Below are 20,154 nucleotides of genomic sequence, written 5' to 3' on the forward strand. Positions count from 1 at the left end.
AAAGACGTCAGTTTAAACAAGTGCCAACTGTAATACATCTATCAATTTGCTATGATTTTAATCCTCGCCACTACAGGAGTAGATAATGTCCCCAACTTCATCACAGCTCACCTTTTACACCAACCCCATGTCCCGTGGTCAAATCGTGCGATGGGCGTTGCATGAAGCGGGAGCCGACTATGATCAGAAGATCATTGCATATGAAGACGAAATGAAATCGGATGAATATCTCGCCATCAATCCGATGGGCAAGGTTCCCGCCATTGTACATAATGGTAGGACAGTGACAGAATGCGCGGCGATTTGCGCTTATCTGGCCGATAGTTTTCCGGATGCCGGCCTTGCGCCGACAACAGATGAGCGCGCAGACTATTATCGCTGGCTGTTTTTTGCGGCAGGGCCGATTGAACAGGCAGTATTGGATCGCAGTTTCGGCCTGTCCCCTACAGAAGAGCAAGAGCGTACTGCAGGTTACGGCAGTTATGACCGTGCCATGGATGTGTTGGATCAGATGCTGCAATCCCATACTTATGTTTGCGGTGATCGCTTCACGATGGCTGATGTCTATGTCGGCTCGCAAGTTGATTGGGGTTTGCAATTTGAAAGCTTCCCGGCCCGCGATAGTTTCCAGGCCTATGCGGAGCGTTTGAGGGCGCGCGAAAAATATAAGGAAGCGAAGGCGGTTGATGCCGCACTGATGCCAGAAAGCTAGAAAAGCACCTTTCTGTAAGTGTTACAGGCTATCTAAAACTCACTATTGATCAATTTAATCAATAATAATTTGAGCCTTCTGTAACCGAATCTGTTTCCGGCCCGAAACCACCTATGAGAGCAGCAAGCAAGTGCTGGCTGCCGATATAGGAAGGTCGAAGTTATGAAAAATGCAGTTATCGTTACCGCCGCTGCCCTTATCAGCATTACCGCAACGCCAGCATTTGCCGACTCTGCCATAGATACCCAAAGCATGGCAGAAACCGCTTCCCCCCAAAAGCATCAGGCCATCGACCTTCCTATAAGCAATTTTGATCTGGCTGGTGTTACCAGCAAAAAGGACCATGGTTTCATGGCTACTATGGCCGCTGAATTTGCACCCGGTTTCCGCATACAGAACGACATAGCACCTGTCGCAACACAACCCGATGCGGGCCTGACCAGTTTGTTCATTCCTCAAGAATTTTCTTATCGCTCCAACGCACAGGACAGCGGCGTTGATGCCATCAATCCCGGTCGCTTCGTTTCCAGCTCGGTGCGCTCAGATTATCTGTCTGAAGCAGGGCCAGCGGCAAACGACAAAAATTCAGTCGGGGTCCGCTTCGGCTTTTAAATCAATCCCTCCTTCTTTCAGCGCTCTCTCCTCATCTCTGGGAAGCTGAAAGACAAAGGCCAGATGGTTCCTACCATCTGGCCTTCTTTTTTGCCCAATTTTAATCTGGAATATCCAGCGCCTAACCTCCTTTGGTCAGGCCGGTTGTATTGATTGTCTCATCCGCCGCATCGCGGGCCTGCTCCGGTGCATATTGGCGGCGCCAGGCATCCAGATCACGCTCATATTCCTCATAGGCGAGATAAAAATCGGTGAACGGCTTTTCCAGTTCGGCCAGCGCCTGCGCGCCGAAGGCCTCTAATTCTTCAGATTTCGTTACAATCGCTCGCTGACTGACTTGCACCGCCTGGTCACAAAAGGGGCGTCGCAACGGAGAAAATGACCAGTAGTTATACAGGCTGGTCTGATGACGATCATGTGCTTGCTTATATCCGCCGCCATGATCGCGCCGATATTTTCTGATAATCGCATTATTGGCGTTCCGCAAAAACTTCTTATTGTTGCCAATGAAGGCATTATAGTCACTCACTAGTCGAGAATATTGGGGCCCGGTGCAGCTGAGTGCCGCGACATTCAATGCGGCCCTTACATGCCATAAAGTTTCCAAAGGCCCGATGTCACGATTGATTGTCTGCCGCAAACCGTCAGGACGCAGTTGCGGCACAATGGTGTTGATACTCGCACCAAATGGCGTCGTCGGCGCACGAGGTGTGTATTGTGGAGTGGCAACCGGAGCTGGTGGAGGCGGAGGCGGGGCGGTCTGGCAGGCGGCCAGCGCAGATACGGCCACAGCAACGGCTAACAAACGAACTTTTTTTACACTCTGAAGCACTATATTTCCCCTATGGATCGCGCAAAATTCTTATGCGGGAGGCTCTCGCTTGTCCAGCAATAGCAACCGAAAAACGACCAACTGCCAAAAGAAAAAGCCCAGCAGTTTCCTGCCGGGCTTTGTCGTACGTCAAAGCATATGAATAGAGGCTTAGTCCTGGCTGCCCATGAAGCTGAGCAGGAACTGGAACATGTTGATAAAGTCCAGATACAGGTTGAGCGCACTCATAATAATAACTTTGCCAACCATGTCCGTACCGGCGACATAAGCATACATGCTCTTGATCCGCTGCGTGTCATAGGCCGTCAGACCCGCGAAGATCAGAACACCGATCGCGCTGATGACGAAATGAAACATCGTGGACTGCAGGAAAATGTTGATCACCATTGCAACGATGAGACCAATCACACCCATGATCAGGAAGCTGCCCCAGCCGGACAGATCTTTCTTGGTTGTGTAGCCAAACAGGCTAAGGCCCAGGAAAGCCGCCGATGTAGCGAAAAATGTCTGGGCAATAGACGCACCGGTATAGACGAGGAAAATCGTCGACATCGACAGCCCCATCAAGGTCGCAAAGCCCCAGAACATAGCCTGCAGCGTAAATGTAGAGAATTTATTCTGACCAAAGCTCATCGCAAAAACGATCGCCAGGGGAGAAAGGATAATAAGCCACTTCAGCGGTCCGCCGCCAAACATGATTTCCGCGGCCATACCGGAACTTGCAAAAAGCATCGCCACAATACCGGTGAGCAGCACGCCGCTCGCCATGTAGTTATAGACTTTAAGCATATAAGAGCGCAGCCCGGCGTCATATGCGACGTCGGATTGTGGCGTCGTGCCAACAGGTGTACGCGACATTGTCGCTCGTGGGTCAGGCCAAGCCATGATATTCAAACTCCTCAGTTATTGCGCCGCAAAAACAGGATGACGGCGCTATCCCCTTCAATATCGGTTGATTATGTGAATTTTTCAAGAAAAACCGGATGTCGATTCGATAAAATCAACAAGTTAACCCATAGATAACATCAATCGATAATCACCGAAAACACGAAATTAGCCAATTCCCATAGAGAAATCATTCAGGAGAATTTGGCGGCCAGTGCTTTGGCTCCAGCCACAACATCAGCCCAGGTTTGTTCAAACGCTTCATCGTTGCCATAATAGGGATCATCAACATCCTGGCCAGCGCGGCCCTCGACAAAATCCAGCAGCAGCGCGATCCGCGCAGAACCATCAGATGGCTGTATCGCCTTCAGATTGGTCAGATTATCCCCATCAAGCGCGATAATATGATCAAAGTCTCGAAAGTCTGAGGTTCTTACCGGGCGGGCACGCAAATGGTCGATTGGCGCATCATTACGAGCAGCAACAGCTTGCGCCCGTTCATCCGGCGGTCGCCCGGTATGCCAATCATGCGTTCCAGCAGAATCGATCACCATATTGATGCCCATGCGCGCGCATTCCTGCCGCAAAGCAGCTTCGGCCAACGGCGACCGGCAAATATTACCCATGCATACAAAAAGAACTGAAATAGCCATGCGACCCCCCGATAGCTAAAAAGATATTCTGGAATTCAAAAAATTCGGCGTGACAGCTATTACCCAATCACTATCTGGTTGGTTCAAATTTCTGTAACTCGAAAACACCGCAAGCGATCCGGCCGCCGCTTTCCCCCGAAGGGTCGGTTTTTAGATCATCTGGCCCGGCATGTACCACAAAAGCCGCACCATCGGCATCCATTAAGGCGTTATCCCCTTCTTTCAGGGCAGCGCCATCTATCGTCGCTTCTACTGAACCCTTGCCATCCTCACCAATATCAAGGTTAAAGAAATCGCCCATATGCGCGCCCTGAGGATTGTCAAATCCATGCTCTCTTCCTGTGGGATTCCAGTGCCCGCCGGCTGATTTAAAGTCAGGTCCCTCGCATTTTCCCACTTCGTGAATATGAACCCCGCGCGGTCCAGGCGCCAGGCCTTCCGCAGTAATTTGCACAATCAGGCCGCCATCACCCTCACCAATTATGACTTCACCATATCGCGTATCATCTGCGCCGATCAGATCGGCCCGTGCGATGCTTTCGGCGGGTTCCAGTTCAGAACTGGCACTGTTGCCACCGCAAGCAGTTAGTGAAAGGGCCAACCCGGCCAGTAGCAATGTGGCACCACCCCCGCCAACATGTCGAACGCCCATAATATTGCTCCTGCATTTGCCTTATTGTCTTTCCATGGTAGCAGCGGTTTTCTGACGTTTAAACCGTTAGTTTAGCGCTATCTGCAATTATGAACCGAGGAGCAAAGTGCCCGAGACCCGCTTCCTGATAGCCCTGGGCTCCAACCAGCGCCATGTCCGGCATGGACCTCCCGCCAGAGTCATTTCAGCGGCTTTGACCGCGCTTGAACAACAGGGCCTGACTGTCTTGAAATATTCGGCAACTCTCTCTTCCAGACCAGTCGGCCCATCAAACCGTGCGTATGCCAATGCTGCTGCGATCATAAGCACGGGCCTTCGCCCGGACGAATTGCTAACGCTTTTGAAGAGCATCGAATCACGCTTTGGTACAAGACGCGGGCAACCATGGTCACGAAGAGTGCTCGATCTCGATATTATATTATGGAGTGAAGGCGCTTTTTCCGCAGACAATCCAAGACTTACAATCCCTCACATGATGATGCGGGAACGCGCCTTTGTGCTGCAGCCAGCTGCCGAAATCGCACCCAAGTGGCGCGATCCGGTAACCGGTCTGACGATTGCACAAATTGCTTCCCGCAAAGGCCTGTGATAAATTCCAGCTAAAACATCCCAAAGCCGCTTGACCCCGTGGCCAAGCACCACTAGGGAGGCGCTTCGCAATAGCCTTGTGCAGTTGTGGGCCCTTAGCTCAGTCGGTAGAGCAACTGACTTTTAATCAGTAGGTCGCTGGTTCGAACCCAGCAGGGCTCACCACCTTTTTCCCGGATGTTCAGAGGTTTTCGAGCAATCTCATTCCGACATCCTGTTCCGACACCATTCCTGCAAATCAAAACGATTTTCAGGATACTGAGCGACACCCAACAAAACAAGCGGTGAGTATGCCAGAGAAGATGTTCGTCACGAGTCCACCAACACGTGATTGCGGCTCGCACAACACCACTTGTAACTGTTCGCCGCAATATAGGCTCGGACCACCTGTAAAACCAACGGCGTTTTCGTCAGCGTTCATGTGCCAGAAAGGATGATCTGAACAGTGAGGTAATCCAAGTTGCACATCTCGCATCACGAGATGAGGGGATTCTGACAGTCAAATAAGCCATTACGGGTTCGGTCAGACGAAGAGCAATCAACATGCGGGGCGAGATGCTATTGTTTGAAGGAGTAGAACAATGAAAAATATTTCCAGAAATTCGAGAATTACATTCCTGCTTGCCACGGCTGCCATTATGGCACCGAGCAGCGTGTCTGCGCAGCAGCAGGACCTAGATGACGTTGATATTACCGTAACCGGTCTGCCACCGGCTGACCTGTCCGGCCTGCCTGAGGGACCAGAGATCGAAGGCTTTATTTCCGCGCGCAAAGCCGACAGAATGCAGGTAACCAGCGAAAATGGCGCCAACACGGCAATCATTGTTGCTGAAGCTACCGAAATCAAGGCGAGCAAGGGCTTTTTGGGTCTCGGCCGCAGTAAACTTGCTTCCGATTCGCTGCTCAACGGTCTTCCGGTTACCGTCCGGACCGTGGAATGGGGCGAAGGCTTGGTGGCCAGCCAAATCCGTCTACGCGACAAAGACCTTAAAACTGCCAGTATGATCCGTAATGGCACGGCCCAGGGTTTTGCAGAACAGACGGCGGCGACCGAGGCGCTGCGCGGCCGTGTTGGCGATATCGACAAGTATAATATTAGAGGTACGACCAACGTATATTTCGACACCGGCAAGTGGAGACTGTCTCCGCAGGCTGAGCAAGAACTTTGCGACACCGCGGCTCAAGCCGAAGCGATGGAAAACGCGCTCCTGCTGGTTGTCGGTTACACCGATTCCGTCGGAAGCCAGGAGTATAACCAGGTACTGAGCGAGCGGCGAGCCGGCCGTGTTGTAAATCATATTCAGCAAGCTTGCGGCTGGAAGCCCTATCGCATGCTGACCCCAACCGGAATGGCTGAAGCAGATCCGCTGGCCGATAACAGCACCCGGGAAGGCAAAGCACAAAACCGCCGCGTTGCGGTGAATATCATGGTCAGTAAAAGTGTTGAGGGCCTGTGACCCCTTGCGGGGTGGGCATTGCCCACCCCGATATTTTTGACCGACTAGTATCACAATAATTTGCGCAGAGGCGGGTAAAGTCTGACTTTCCCGCCTTTGTTTATGCCTGAAAAATAGTCCGGGGCGATATCTGCACAATCAAAAAAGCCGACTGGTGTTTCCACCAGCCGGCTTTCCCGGACGAAAGGTCAACTTTCTACTCAGAACGCAAAGCGAACCTTTATTCCGCCCGAATGGGACTGGTAATCGGATGCAAAACGCCCCCGATATTCCGCTCCGATACTCAACCCGTTCTTGTTGACCAGGTCGAGACCAGCACCGAGGTCAAAGCGGGACTGAGAAGATTCTCCCGCCGTTAGTCGGAAGCTGTCCAGTCCGCCATTGAAGCTGCTGTTCACGCCGACGCCATCACCGATCAGGTCATAGCTGTAGCCAATGTTGGCAAATGGCACGATCGACAGGTCTTTCGTTTCATCAACCTTGCCGGCCAGTTGCAAGCCCACCGTCGCTTCCAGAAACTCTGTGCGATCGATATCGAGGGTCAGACCCAGACCGCCGGTTTCCGTGAAGCTGTCCTGAGACAGGCTGGCATAACGCAGCCCTGCTGATGGTGTCAGGGTGAAGCTACCTGTCTCCAGCCGATAACCGGTCGACAGGCTGGCTATCACGCCATCTGCATCGGATTCACCGGAGATCAGTGCACCCACAGCCGTGCGGCTGCTTTCAACATCGTTGAAAGAATAACCCAGCTCTGCATTGACGAAGGCCGCTCCGAAATCGAGGCCTGCATAAGCAGATATCTGATAGCTGTTCACATCAGTTTGCGCACCGGCCAGACCGTTGGCATCAATGTCGATATCTGCATAGTTGAGCAGAACGCCCACTTTGGCAGTTTCACCAATGCTCTTGTCGAGACCGAGAGTGAAGCCGATGGTATCGGCATCGTAGCCCAGAGCGCTCAGACTATCGGCATCGCGGTCCGCGTTGCGATAGAATATCTGACCCCAGATACCGGTCTCATCACCTGACAAACGATTGGTCAGCAAGCTACTGGCAAAACGCTGTGTCTCGAAAATCTCTCTGGCCACACCATCATTAATCGCGGGCAGAAGAGTGAGAGCCGTTGCCTCGAATTCCGCTGTGCTGGTGGCGGCATTCAATCCGTCAAATACAGCATCAGGCAGGCGGCCGTTGGATACAGCCGACGTGATGGCCGATCCAAAGCCCGAGATATTCGCATCAGCAGACACATTGCCAAGCTCTACGGCGGTTGGTGTCACCGTTATTGATCCCAGGTCGACCTGATAGTCGATCAGGAAATCATCATCGATGACATTCACTGTAACGCCATTGTCCGTGAACGTTCCGGTTTCGGTCAGAACATTGATCGGAGCATCCAGTAACAGCTCTGCAGAGGTCTGATTGGTGGAGATATTTACGACGCTACCTGCAGCAAAGCTGGTATCGCCATCTACCGCAAGACTGTCAGTGCCCAAGTCGAAGGCCAATTTGCCTTCAACAGAAAGGGAACCTTCCAGGCTTCTTGCGCCTGAAATCGTCACCGTGCTTGGTGCCGCCACATCAACCGCAACATTTCCGGTAATATCACCGGCCAAAACGCTGGTTCCACCGGCAAAGGACAGGCTATCCGCTTGCGCCGAGCCGATGAAGTCACCCGTGATGGCGCCGCCATTCTGAACAAAGTTCAAACCAGACAGCGCAGACGATGCATCAACAGCGACCGGACCTGTCAGGCTGCCATTATTGATGAAGCTTCCGGTAAAGGCGATATTCTCAATGAGCAATGCAGGACCGGTTTCAGAAGAGATAGTACCGTTGTTCACGATATTATCTGCCACCGTTACCGTTGTTCCTGCCCCGGCACCATTGAACAGACGCAGTCCGGCAGAGGCCCCTGAAGGCTGCGCATCACCGCGACCGGCAATCGTGCCGTCATTGATCAGCGTAAAGCTGCGTACGTCACCATCCGCTGTTCCAAGCTGGAAAGACACGCCGGAGCCGGCCACACCGGCATCAATCGTACCGCTGTTGTTCAACGCAAAATTGTTGGCCGTGCCGTCTGCATAGACTGTACCGTTACGCTGCGCTCCGGTACCGATGATGGTGCCGCTATTGTTGACCACCAATCCAGTGCCATCAATATTCAGCGCGCGGCTTCCTGACGAGATGGTTCCGGCATTGTTGACCACAGCGCCAGTAAAATCACCGCCGCCCGCCGGTGTAGCATTGCCGAAATAGAGGCCATTTTGAACACCGGAAATGGTGCCGCCAGCGGCATTTGTAATGGTACCATTGAAACTGACGCCATTTACAAAGCGGATACCAGCGGTCGTTCCGCTGTCACCTTCACTGTCGATCAGACCGCTATTGGTAATATTGCCGGTAAACAGACCCGTTGATGTGCCGTCCAGAACGCCCGCATTACGCGCCCGTTCAAAACGAAGGCCATCACCTGCGGCAGCCAAACCGGCAGCGGTCGTGCCGCGACCCTGAATGGTTCCGCTATTATCAATCTCAAACGCGTTTCCAGCGGCAGACAATTCTACCGAGAACCCAGCGCCTTGATTGGCGGCACCTGCATCAATCAGACCGTCATTGTTCAAGACAAAATCCTGCGCCGTGCTGTCCGCATAGACAGTGCCATTGCGCTGATTGCTAGTGCCCAGGATCGAGCCCGTGTTGTTGACTACCAGACCGCTGCCATCAATATTCAGTGCCCGGCTGTTGGACGAGATGGTTCCGGCGTTGTTGACGACAGCGCCGGTGAAATCACCACCGCCCGCTGGGGTCGCATTGCCGAAATAGAGGCCGTTTTGTGCGCCGGAGATGGTACCGCCCGCCTGGTTGTCGATGGTGCCTGAAAACGACACACCGTTCACGAAACGGATACCGGCCGCCGTGCCTTGCGTGCTTTCGGAGTTGATCACGCCCGAGTTCACAATATCACCGGTAAAGAGACCAGTTGTCGAACCGTCGAGCAGTCCGGCAACCCGTGCGCGTTCAAAGCGCAGGCCGTCACCGGCAGCGGCTGCACCGGCAGATGCCTGACCGCGGCCTTGCACGGTGCCGGTATTATTGATCGTGAAGGCATTGCCAGCTTCGCTCAGTTCGACCGAAAAACCTGCACCTTCATTGGCCAATCCGGCATCGATTGTACCATCATTGTTCAGGACAAAATCCTGCGCCGTGCTATCTGCGTAGACGGTACCGTTGCGCTGATTACCTGTGCCCAGGATTTGACCGCCGGAAAGGTTGTTGATCACCAAACCGCTACCGTCAATATTCAATGCCCGGCTGTCGGACGAAATGATGCCTGCATTATTGACGACAGCGCCAGTAAAGTCACCACCGCCGGCTGGCGTCGCATTGCCGAAATAGAGGCCGTTTTGCACACCGGAGATGGTGCCACCGGCCTGATTTTCGATCGTGCCTGAGAAGGACACACCGTTCACAAAACGGATGCCACCGACTGTGCCATTGGCGGCTTCACTGTTGATGGTGCCGCTATTGGTAATATCACCCGTAAACAGACCCGTTGACGTACCATCCAGCACACCCGCATTGCGCGCGCGTTCAAAGCGCAGACCGTCGCCTGCGGCCGCAAGACCAGCGCCAGCATTGCCGCGGCCTTGCACGGTGCCAGTGTTATTGATCGTGAAGGCATTGCCAGCTTCGCTCAGTTCGACCGAAAAACCTGCACCCTGATTACCGGAACCGGCATCAATGAGGCCATCATTGTTCAATGTGAAATCCTGCGCGGTGCTGTCAGCATAGACGGTACCATTGCGCTGATTGTTGGTGCCGATGATCTGTCCATCAGCGAGGTTGTTGATAACCAAGCCAGTGCCATCAATGTTCAGCGCACGGCTGTCCGAAGAAATGACACCCGCGTTGTTGACCACAGCACCGGTGAAATCACCACCGCCCGCTGGGGTCGCATTGCCAAAATAAAGCCCATTTTGCGCGCCAGAGATGGTAGCACCAGCCTGGTTGTCGATGGTGCCTGAGAAGGACACTCCGTTCACAAAACGGATACCGGCAGCGGTGCCCTGCGTACTTTCGGAGTCGATCAGACCAGAGTTCACAATATCACCGGTGAAGAGTCCAGTTGTCGAACCGTCGAGTACACCCGCGTTACGTGTACGCTCAAAACGCAAACCGTCACCGGCGGCAGCCGCACCGGCAGATGCCTGCCCGCGACCTTGCACGGTGCCGGTGTTATTGATCGCGAAGGCATTACCTGCCTCGCTAAGTTCTACTGAGAAGCCGGCGCCTTGATTGGCTGCGCCTGCATCGATTGTACCGTCATTGTTGAGGACGAAGTCTTGCGCAGTGCTATCCGCATAGACCGTACCATTGCGCTGATTACCGGTGCCTAGAATAGAACCCGTATTGTTGATGACCAGGCCAGTGCCATCAATGTTCAGTGCGCGGCTGTCGGAAGAGATCGTCCCGGCATTGTTGACCACGCCGCCGCTATGATCGGCATCATTGCCGAAATACAGGCCGTTTTGTGCACCGGAGATGGTGCCGCCTGCCTGATTTTCCAGAACGCCCTGAAATCCGATCCGGTTGGCAAAGCGAATACCGGCAACCGTGCCTTGTGTCGATTCGGACGCGATTGTACCGCTATTGGTGATATTGCCATTATAGATATAGGCAGGGGCTAATCCGGGTCCAAAGAAACGCAGGCCATCGCCGGCGGTGCCGCCTGTTGGGGCCGCCTGTCCTCGCCCTTGAACCGTACCGGCATTGACTATGGAACCACCGCGGGGAGCACCGCCGCCGCCAACTTCAATTGCGATTCCGGCACCTTCAACACCAGCGTCGATCAACCCGGTTGCACTGTTATTGATCGCGATATTGTTGGATGTCCGGTTGCCATAAACTGCGCCGTTGCGCTGACTGCCAGTACCGCGAATGATACCATCATTGTTCAGCACTGCATCTGTGCCGTCAAAATTGACAACGCGCGAATCAGCTTCAAGCACGCCTGTCGCAGCATTGTTTATAATGGCACCGGTCGTGCCTGCATTCACCTGAACCGTCTGAGTCACACCGGAGGTGCGCAAGGTGCCGGCATTATCCAGGGTCACGTCATTATTGTTGACGACTACAACGGGGGCACCATCAACGGTGCTGGTGACACCGGCGGCCGCGCTGATAGTCTCGCCATCTGCCGCACTGGTGACAGTGATATTATCACCATCATTGATGATTTGCTGTGCATGCGCTTGCGCAGATGCCAGCATGGCAATTGTGGACGAAGCCACAAGCAGTTTCTTCGACACGGAACGAGTCGAACCAAGGGGGAAATTAGTCATTATTCTTACACCTTCCTGTTTGCGGGAAACATTCCCGCGGCACGGCAAGTTCTGAGCGCCGTACCTTCTGGAGCGGTGTGATATGCGGATGAATTGAGCTTGTATAATATAAGCTATCGATGACCATCATAAGCAAATATTATCATCTAACTATCTGTTTATATTAGATAAATACGAAAGGCCCATCCGGAACCCGGACAGGCTGAAACAGCGTTTTTTGCAATCATGGATCGGCTGTCATTTTACATGACTGGCGCCACTCCGGGAGGTGGGTCAGTACGAATCTTGTCACATAATGCAAGAAGGATATGCTCGCGCGGACATCCTTTCCGGGACAGGAAACCGATGGTCCGGCCATAGCCCGGATCATCAATCGCCACCATGTTTACATCCGGATTGGCCGCACCCAAAAAGTTTCTCGCCAGCGCCGGGACCAACGTCGATCCAAATCCCTGGGTAATATAATGTGTCGCCGTCAGCAGGCTTGTCGCGGCCAGATCCTCAGGCATGTCAATGCCGACATTCTTGCTATCGCACAGTCGCAAAGTATCTTCGCGCAAGCAGTGATCTTCGTCCAGCAATACCAGTTCTTCAACCGGTATCTCATTGGCAGAAATCTGGTCACGATTGGCCAGGCGATGGTTATTGGATACGGCCAGCAGCAGGTCTTCCCGAAATACCGGTGTGAAATTGGCTGAAGGATGGTCCACCGGGCCACTGACCATTGCGATATCGATGCGGCGATTTTCCAGCTCCGATATCAACTGTTTGGTTGGCGCTTCCCGGAAAATCATTTTCATTTCCTTGCTAAGATCCTTCACGGTTCCCGCCACATAAGGAACGATAAAAGGGGCCAAGGTCGGGAAGATGCCGATTTTCAAAGGAACAGATAGGGGGTCCCTATATTCCGCCGCATAGTCTCTGATCTGACGCGCAGATTTCAGCATGTCTCTGGCTGTTTCGATAATCCGGTGACCCGCTTCCGTAGCCATCACCTTATGATTGGTACGCGCAAAAATCTCCACGCCCAGCCGCTCTTCTAGCTTTTTGACCTGCGCCGACAGTGCGGGCTGAGACACATTGCAGGCTTCCGCGGCCCTGCCGAAATTGAGATGCCTGTCAATGGCGGTTATATATTCCAGATCTCGTAGTTTCATTTGACCTCTCCCAAGATATTCTGGTTTCGCTCGGAGCGGCCACTAAGTTACAATTTTCCGAAAATCTTTTGCCGAAGCCCGCAAATCCGCGGAACCGCAGATTGACCATCCCCACGCAGCGAGATCGGCAATGGCATGACAGGGTGGAACATGGTCACCGGACAAAACCGGCGAGTTAATGAATACCGAGAAGTCTGATACCTGATTGAAATTTCTCTTGAAAATCTCAAAGATTCAACATCACAAAACCGGCGGAGTGTGTTCCTTCAGAAATGCTGCAGCAGCACCATATAATCCGGGCTCTTCATTGAAAAACTGCTTCACCGAAATTTGTTCCATCAGGGACTGAAAACGCCCTTTTGCCGTAAACCGATCGCGAAAGCCCGATGCGAGCAATTGATCCGCAATCCGGTTGCCCAGGCCGCCTGAAATCACAACAGCGCCTGACCCGTGGGCCAGTGCCATGTCTCCCGCAAAAGAACCCAGACACAGACAGAACCGGTCAAAAGCAGCGGCCGCCAGAGGGTCTTTGCCGCCAAGGGCCAGTTGCCACAAATCCTTGTCATCAAACGGCTGTGGCGTTTGTTCCTCAATCTCTGCCAGCACGCGATAAATGGCCTGCAGACCCGGGCCGGCCACAATCCGTTCTGCCGAAACCCGCCCGTGCTGTTTGCGCAGATTATGGAGCAAACGGTCTTCCAGTTCGTCATGCGGCGCAAAAGCGATATGGCCGCCTTCTGTTTCGGATATATGATAGGCGCTGCCTGTTCTTAAAACATGCGCAACGCCAAGACCGGTACCCGGTCCAACGACAGTAATGGAATCTTCCCCGCTGACCGGGCTATCGGGTCCGCAAATATGCCCGAACTGATCATCGCCAAGCAGGGCAACCGCATGGCCAACCGCGCCGAAATCATTGACCAGACTGATCCGGTTCAGCTTCAGTTTCTCACGGATCAAACGGGGCCGGATCACCCAGCTGTTATTCGTAAGATGAAGGGCGTCCCCGTTTACGGGAGCGGCAACAGCTATCGCTCCGTCTTGGGGTAGTTCACGGCCGATCTCTCCGCCATATGCCTGCCATGCCATCTCCAGACTGGCATGGTCAGCGCCTTTCATTATAATCTGGTTTTCGACCCGGATTATCTGGCCTCTCTGGAGCGTGGCAATCGCGAAGCGCGCATGGGTGCCGCCAATATCGGCAACGACAATATCTTCAGGCGTAACCGGCCAGTCACCGTGATTTTCCGGTAACATCACCGGGATTGCCCGGCATTAATCAATGCGCCTCGTCCCAGGACTTGCCGGTTCCGATATCCACATCAAGCGGCACTGACAGTTTGACGGCTGGTTCTGCAGCCCCTGCCATCACCTTGCGAATGACTTCTGATGCTGCCTCCACATCACCGGCCGGAAGCTCGAACACCAGTTCATCGTGCACCTGCATGAGCATTTGAACATCACCCAGTCCCGCCTCGGCCAGGGCCGGGATCATCCGTGCCATCGCCCGTTTTATGATGTCGGCGCTTGTGCCCTGGATCGGGGCATTGATGGCCGCACGCTCGCTGCCCTGACGTTCTGCCTGGTTGGCGGATTTCAAGCGTTCAAAATGGGTTTTGCGACCAAACAGCGTTTCCGTATAACCGCTTTCCCGCGCCGCCTGCAGGGTCTCGGAAATATAGCGGTTGATGCCGGGGAAGCGTTCAAAATAGGTGTCGATCATATCCTGCGCCTCGTCGGGATCAACCTCCAGCCGCTTGGCAAGACCCCAGCGAGAGATTCCGTAGAGGATAGCGAAGTTGATCGTTTTCGCCCGCGCGCGCGTGTCGCGATCAACCGTGCCGAACAATTCCTGCGCCGTGCGGTTATGAATATCTTCTCCGGCGGCAAAGGCAGCCTTCAGCGTATCGACATCGGCGATATGCGCGGCAAGACGCAGCTCAATCTGGCTATAGTCGGCCGCCAGAATAACGTTACCCGATGCCGCTACGAAAGCCTGACGAATTTGCCGGCCGATTTCGGTACGGATCGGTATATTCTGCAGGTTCGGTTCGGTCGACGACAACCGGCCTGTCTGTGCGCCGCTAAGGGAATAGCTTGTATGCACCCTGCCCGTCTTGGCATTAATCTGTTCCTGGAGTGCATCAGTATAGGTGGATTTGAGCTTCGATAGCTGCCGCCAGTCGACAACCTTTTGCGCTATCGGTTCGCCATCGCCGGCGAGTCTGTCCAGCACGGTCACATCTGTTGAATATTGGCCGCTCTTGCCTTTCTTACCGCCCTTCAGGCCGAGTTTGCCGAACAGGATTTCGCCCAGCTGTTTTGGGCTGCCGATCGAAAATGGCTCTCCGGCAAGGTCATGAATTTCCTTCTCAAGGCTTTCCATGTTTTCGGCAAAGCTCTGCGACAACCGCGCCAGCTCTTCGCGATCGACCAGCACGCCCGTTCCTTCCATCTTGGCAATGACCGGGACCAGCGGACGGTCGACCATCTGATAGATGCGCGTCGCGCCTTCCGGGGCCATGCGCAGGCGCAATATTTCCCACAAGCGCAAGGTGACATCGGCATCCTCGGCCGCGTATTCCGTCGCCTTGTCGAGCGGGACTTCGGCGAAGGTGATCGCTTTCTTGCCCGTGCCGGTCAGCGATTTGAAACTGATACACTCATGGCCAAGATGCAGCTTGCTGAGTTCATCCATGCCGTGCCCGTGCAGGCCGGCATCGAGATTGAAACTCATCACCAATGTGTCGTCAAACGGGGTGATCTGAATGTCATGTTGGGCCAGCACGGTCATGTCATATTTCAGGTTCTGCCCAACCTTGAGCACCGCATCATCCTCAAGCAGCGGTTTCAGTCGGGACAGCGCTTCCTCGGTCGGAATTTGTTTGGGAGATTCGGCAAACATATCCCCGCTGCCGTGGCCAAGCGGGATATAGCAAGCCTCATTGGGTCCGGTGGCCATACAGACACCAACGACCCGCGCGGTTACGCTTTCCAGGCTATCCGTCTCGACATCAACCGCCATCACGCCCTTCGACTGCGCACGATCAATCCATTTGTCGAGCGTCTCTAGATCCTGCACACATTCATAGGCACTGCGATCAATTGCTGGCGCTTCCACCGGTTTGGCTGCCGCTGCCGGAGCACTGTCACCAATACCGCCATCGACATCGGGATTTTGCGGTTCCGCCTGCCCGCCACCGAGCTTCTTCAGCAGCGAGTTAAACCCGTGATGGGTCAGAAACTCGCGCAAGGGGCCATCGGGAATATCCTGCAGCAGAAAACTGTCCAGGCTATCGGGCAGCGGGCAATCATCTTTCAACGTCACCAGTATCCGTGACAGGCGCGCCTGCTCGATATTCTCCAGAATATTCTCTTTCATCTTGGACTTTTTCATGTCCGGTGCAGCAGCGAGCACGGCTTCGATATCGCCATATTCGTTGATCAGCTTTGACGCGGTTTTCGGCCCAATGCCGGGGACGCCAGGAATATTGTCTGCGCTATCGCCCATCAGGCCGAGCACATCGCCCAGCTTTTCCGGACCGACGCCGAATTTTTCTTCGACCGTCGCTTTGCCCATGCGGACATTTTTCATCGTATCCAGCATATCGACGCGGCTGTCATCAAACGGCTCGATCAACTGCATAAGATCTTTGTCGGATGACACAATCGTGACCTTCCACCCTTCGGCCACTGCCGCCTTGGTGTAGCTGGCGATCATATCGTCGGCTTCGACATTTTCTTCCTCGATCAGCGGCAACGAAAAGGCCCGCGTCGCATCGCGGATCATCGGAAATTGCGGGCGCAGGTCTTCCGGCGGTTCCGGCCGGTGCGCCTTATATTCGCTGTAAAGCTCGTTACGAAAGCTCTGGGACGACTTGTCCAGCACGACCGCCATATGGGTCGGACCATCGGACTTGTGCAGCTCATCCGCCAGTTTCCAGAGCATGGTTGTATAACCATAGACGGCACCGACAGGTTCACCGTGAATATTGGTGAGGGGCGGCAAGCGGTGATAGGCCCTGAAAATATAGGCCGAACCGTCGACCAGATAGAGATGTTTTTGTTTATCGGAACCGTTGTCGGACGGCGAAGGGTCGGAAGAATCTGTATCTGTCATAGCGACAATCACTAGCAGCGCAGACAGTGCCCGTCATCGCTAATTTGCAGAGCGGATTTCAGAAAGCTTCGAGCCCGGATCAGACCGATATTTGTATCCTGCCAGAGCTATTGCCCGCTTCGTAAAAAGGCCGCGGCTTTGCCCGCATACCGTGCGTATAGAGCACGCATTGATTGCGGCCACGCCGTTTGGCTTCAAATAGCGCGCTGTCGGCATTGCGCATTGGCAAGGCGCGCTCCTCATAGGAAGACACACCGGTCAGGCCTATGCTCACCGTAATGCGGTGCGGAATACCTTCCTGCGGCTCGAACAATGTGCTTTCAATTTCATGCCGGATCATCTCTCCGATAATCTCGCCCTCGGTTTCGCAGGTATCCGGCAGCAATACGCCAAATTCCTCGCCACCAATCCGGCCGACCAGATCATTCTTCCGCAAGATGCGCCTGAAAACCGATGCCATCAGGATCAGCGCCTTGTCCCCGACCGGATGACCATAACCGTCGTTGATATTCTTGAAATGATCGGCGTCGATAATCATCAGGACATTATTGACCGACTTCATGCGCCGCTCATCAAACAGCTTGATGAAATATTCCCGGTTGGCAAGACCGGTCAGGCCATCAATATTGGCCTTGCGCTGTAAATCCTTGTTCACCTGCTGCAGCTTTTCCTGCGTCACTTTCAGCTCATCCGCCATATCGATCAGCTGTTTGCGCTGGTTGATAAAATAGAAATTGGCCGGAAGGCAGATCACCCATGGTATCAGGAAAGCCATGGTCATGACGTTCCAGAAATTGCTATCAACACCGAAGATCAGCAGATAGGCAATCGCGGTCACCGCAAAGGCCGACAACACTTCTGTTGCCGACAGCATACCGATCTGCCGCGCTGGAGATAATTTCGAGATGACTTCGTTCATTCTTCACAGGATAAAGCCCATAGATTGCGAGCCTGTGCAGTTTCATAGTTAAAGGCCTGCCGCAAAAATGGCGGACTTCCTGCCCAATTGCTCCAAAACTGGTTAACAGGCAGATATCAGTTTACCTTATCTGGTAACTGCCCGATCAGATTTGGCCGATCAGAATTGGCCGATCACAGCTAGCCAATCAAAGCTGACCGGTCAGTGCTGCCTTGTTGTCGCGCAAAACCATTTCGGCAAAGTCCATAAATGCCTTCACCCGGGCCGTACGACGCAGGTCATCATGGGTGAGTATCCAGATATCGCGTGATGGTGTCGGGTCACGTCGGGTCGCCCGGACCAGATCAGGCGTATTGTCACCAGCGATGCAGGGGATCATGACCAGTCCCATCGCCGCCCTCGCCATTTCGATCTGCAGCCCTATGCTGCCGAAATTCCCCCATACCGGCACGCGGGCAAATTCGGTGTCCTGCGTCCAGTCCGGAAACCGGCTTTCCCGGTCTGTCCAGCCGAGCCAGCGGGCCTGTTCCGGCGCATTCACAAAATCATGCCGGGCGAGATAATCGGGATGGGCATAGATCGATGTCGTATAGGCAAACAGGCGCTTGCCAACCAAAGTATCGGGCGGATTATTGTCCATGCGAATAGCAATATCGGCCTCTCTCCGGGCGACATCAAGCAGGTCATAGCTGGTCAGTATCTCCAGCTCCAGGCCGGGATAGGCATCGCAAAATTCCGGCAGGCGCGCAGCAAACATGGACGTCGCAAATGGTTCCGCCATGGTTACCCGAATGGTCCCTGTTAACTCATTATCGCGCCCCGCAATATGCCGCTCAACCGTCAACAGATTGTCTGCAAATAATCCCGCTGCTTGCGCCAGATCTTCCCCGGCCGAAGTCGGAAAATAACCTTCCGGGCGCCTTTCGAATAAAGTGACGCCCAGCGATTTTTCCAGCTGCTCAATCCGCCGGCTGACCGTGCTGTGATGAACACCCAGACTTTTTGCGGCAGCACGGATCGTTCCGCCGCTCTTCACTTCGCGAAAGGTCTTGATGTCTTCCCAATCCAAATCGCTCTCCATCCCTGCGACCGTTTCCACAGGTTAATGCTAGCGCAAAGCGACAGCAAATGCATGGCTCATTTTTGCACAATAAGGGTGCATATACTCTTTTGGACTTTGTATTTTTGAGCCGGTAACGAACAAAGATATAACAAGGCTATTGGGAGAAACCGTATGACTGTACCGATTATTTCCGCTTATGCTGGCGGCCTGCTGATCATCCTGCAGGCCGTGCTCATGGTTCTGACCGGATTACACCGTGCCAAAGCCGGGATTAATCTGGGCGTTGGCGATGATCCGGTTATGGAACGAAAAATCCGGCGCCATGGCAATCTGGCGGAAAATGCGGGTCTGTTTGTTGCGGTCCTGGCCATCGCAGAGATGACTGTAGTACCCTCTTCGACAATCATGATCATCGCGATCGCCTTTGTGATTGCGCGTTTTTCACATGCTATCGCGCTGTCCACCGAAGCCGGATCACATGGCGCAGAAGGCGGAAAAGTCTTCGTTCTGGCGCGCGTCATCGGTGCATTTGGTACATTGCTTTGCTTTGTCGCACTTGGCGGATTTCTGCTTTTAAATCTTATGTAGGTACGCATTACCGATCGGCATCATCACTTTCATCAAGGATATCAAATGACTGTACAACTTTCCCACATCTTCAAATCCTCCACCGCGCAGGCTTTTCGCGGACTGACCAACATTTTGGAAAAAGCCAAAGCTCATGCAGAAGCGACAGAGGCATCCGAAGAAGCCTTCATGGAAAACCGCCTGTTCCCCGACATGCATGAAATGAAATGGCAGGTGCAGATGATCACCGAATTTGCCGTCCGCGGTGCAGCGCGCATGGAAGGTGTCGCCACCGACGATCTGCCCAACCTGCCGATGGAAGGCGAGACGTTTGACGCCCTGATCGCCCGCGTTGCGGAATGTGGAGCGACTGTGGCCAAGGCCGATGACGCGACCATCGATGGCAATGAAACCATGACGATTTCGATGCCGATCGGCCCGGATCAAACCATGGACCTCGACGGCAAAACCTATGTCCTAAGCTTTTACCTCCCCAACCTGTTGTTCCATGTCACCACCACCTACAACCTGCTGCGCATGCAGGGCGTGCCTGTAGGCAAGAAGGACTATATGGGAATCTAAATGACTTGGC

Annotated in this window: 16 protein-coding genes and 1 tRNA gene; 7 read left to right on the forward strand and 10 right to left on the reverse strand. The window is 53.8% G+C overall.

Going from position 1 to position 20,154, the window contains the following annotated elements:
- Positions 1-85: 85 nt before the first annotated feature.
- Positions 86-712, forward strand: coding sequence for a glutathione S-transferase family protein (locus AC6I9Z_RS15560; protein WP_461456816.1), 627 nt, complete (start codon positions 86-88; stop codon positions 710-712).
- Positions 713-874: 162 nt separating this feature from the next.
- Positions 875-1,324 carry a hypothetical protein gene (locus AC6I9Z_RS15565; protein ID WP_461456818.1) on the forward strand — a complete coding sequence of 150 codons (450 nt, stop codon included), beginning with the start codon at positions 875-877 and terminating at the stop codon, positions 1,322-1,324.
- 121 nt (positions 1,325-1,445) lie between these two features.
- On the opposite strand, the gene AC6I9Z_RS15570 is transcribed toward AC6I9Z_RS15565, so the two are convergent.
- From AC6I9Z_RS15570 to AC6I9Z_RS15585, 4 genes are all read right to left on the reverse strand, one after another.
- Positions 1,446-2,156, reverse strand: coding sequence for a hypothetical protein (locus AC6I9Z_RS15570; protein ID WP_461456820.1), 711 nt, complete (start codon positions 2,154-2,156; stop codon positions 1,446-1,448).
- A gap of 150 nt (positions 2,157-2,306) precedes the next feature.
- A complete protein-coding gene (locus tag AC6I9Z_RS15575) occupies positions 2,307-3,041 on the reverse strand; it encodes a Bax inhibitor-1/YccA family protein (RefSeq protein WP_461456822.1) in 735 nt (244 codons plus the stop codon).
- A 194-nt stretch (positions 3,042-3,235) separates the two neighbouring features.
- On the reverse strand, positions 3,236-3,694 hold the full coding sequence (locus AC6I9Z_RS15580; protein WP_461456824.1) for a low molecular weight protein-tyrosine-phosphatase: 459 nt from the start codon (positions 3,692-3,694) through the stop codon (positions 3,236-3,238).
- A gap of 70 nt (positions 3,695-3,764) precedes the next feature.
- Entirely contained in the window at positions 3,765-4,346 is a 582-nt protein-coding gene (locus AC6I9Z_RS15585; protein WP_461456826.1) for a superoxide dismutase family protein, read from the reverse strand.
- A gap of 106 nt (positions 4,347-4,452) precedes the next feature.
- On the opposite strand from AC6I9Z_RS15585, the gene folK reads away from it, so the two are divergent.
- The 3 genes from folK to AC6I9Z_RS15600 all read left to right on the forward strand — a co-directional run bounded on the left by folK (position 4,453) and on the right by AC6I9Z_RS15600 (position 6,391).
- Complete coding sequence (gene folK / locus AC6I9Z_RS15590; RefSeq protein ID WP_461456828.1) at positions 4,453-4,935, forward strand: 2-amino-4-hydroxy-6-hydroxymethyldihydropteridine diphosphokinase; 483 nt, start codon at positions 4,453-4,455, stop codon at positions 4,933-4,935.
- Between the two features lie 88 nt (positions 4,936-5,023).
- Positions 5,024-5,099, forward strand: a tRNA-Lys gene (locus AC6I9Z_RS15595).
- A 416-nt stretch (positions 5,100-5,515) separates the two neighbouring features.
- A complete protein-coding gene (locus tag AC6I9Z_RS15600) occupies positions 5,516-6,391 on the forward strand; it encodes an OmpA family protein (RefSeq protein WP_461456830.1) in 876 nt (291 codons plus the stop codon).
- Between the two features lie 200 nt (positions 6,392-6,591).
- Here AC6I9Z_RS15600 and AC6I9Z_RS15605 read toward each other — a convergent pair whose 3' ends face one another.
- The 6 genes from AC6I9Z_RS15605 to AC6I9Z_RS15630 all read right to left on the reverse strand — a co-directional run bounded on the left by AC6I9Z_RS15605 (position 6,592) and on the right by AC6I9Z_RS15630 (position 19,013).
- Positions 6,592-11,736 carry a beta strand repeat-containing protein gene (locus AC6I9Z_RS15605; protein ID WP_461456832.1) on the reverse strand — a complete coding sequence of 1,715 codons (5,145 nt, stop codon included), beginning with the start codon at positions 11,734-11,736 and terminating at the stop codon, positions 6,592-6,594.
- A gap of 242 nt (positions 11,737-11,978) precedes the next feature.
- A complete protein-coding gene (locus tag AC6I9Z_RS15610) occupies positions 11,979-12,893 on the reverse strand; it encodes a LysR substrate-binding domain-containing protein (protein WP_461456834.1) in 915 nt (304 codons plus the stop codon).
- Positions 12,894-13,133: 240 nt separating this feature from the next.
- Positions 13,134-14,150 (reverse strand): glucokinase, encoded by a 1,017-nt coding sequence (glk, locus tag AC6I9Z_RS15615; protein WP_461456836.1) that lies wholly within the window; start codon positions 14,148-14,150, stop codon positions 13,134-13,136.
- A gap of 22 nt (positions 14,151-14,172) precedes the next feature.
- Complete coding sequence (polA, locus tag AC6I9Z_RS15620) at positions 14,173-17,013, reverse strand: DNA polymerase I (protein WP_461456838.1); 2,841 nt, start codon at positions 17,011-17,013, stop codon at positions 14,173-14,175.
- A 79-nt stretch (positions 17,014-17,092) separates the two neighbouring features.
- Positions 17,093-17,932 carry a GGDEF domain-containing protein gene (locus AC6I9Z_RS15625; protein ID WP_461456840.1) on the reverse strand — a complete coding sequence of 280 codons (840 nt, stop codon included), beginning with the start codon at positions 17,930-17,932 and terminating at the stop codon, positions 17,093-17,095.
- Positions 17,933-18,119: 187 nt separating this feature from the next.
- Positions 18,120-19,013, reverse strand: a complete 894-nt coding sequence (locus AC6I9Z_RS15630; protein WP_497811036.1) for a LysR family transcriptional regulator — start codon at positions 19,011-19,013, stop codon at positions 18,120-18,122.
- Positions 19,014-19,166: 153 nt separating this feature from the next.
- On the opposite strand from AC6I9Z_RS15630, the gene AC6I9Z_RS15635 reads away from it, so the two are divergent.
- Together AC6I9Z_RS15635 and AC6I9Z_RS15640 are read left to right on the forward strand one after the other, a co-directional pair.
- Entirely contained in the window at positions 19,167-19,583 is a 417-nt protein-coding gene (locus tag AC6I9Z_RS15635) for an MAPEG family protein (RefSeq protein WP_461456844.1), read from the forward strand.
- 45 nt (positions 19,584-19,628) lie between these two features.
- A complete protein-coding gene (locus AC6I9Z_RS15640; protein ID WP_461456846.1) occupies positions 19,629-20,144 on the forward strand; it encodes a DUF1993 family protein in 516 nt (171 codons plus the stop codon).
- Positions 20,145-20,154 lie beyond the last annotated feature (10 nt).

The organism is Parasphingorhabdus sp. (assembly GCF_059726685.1).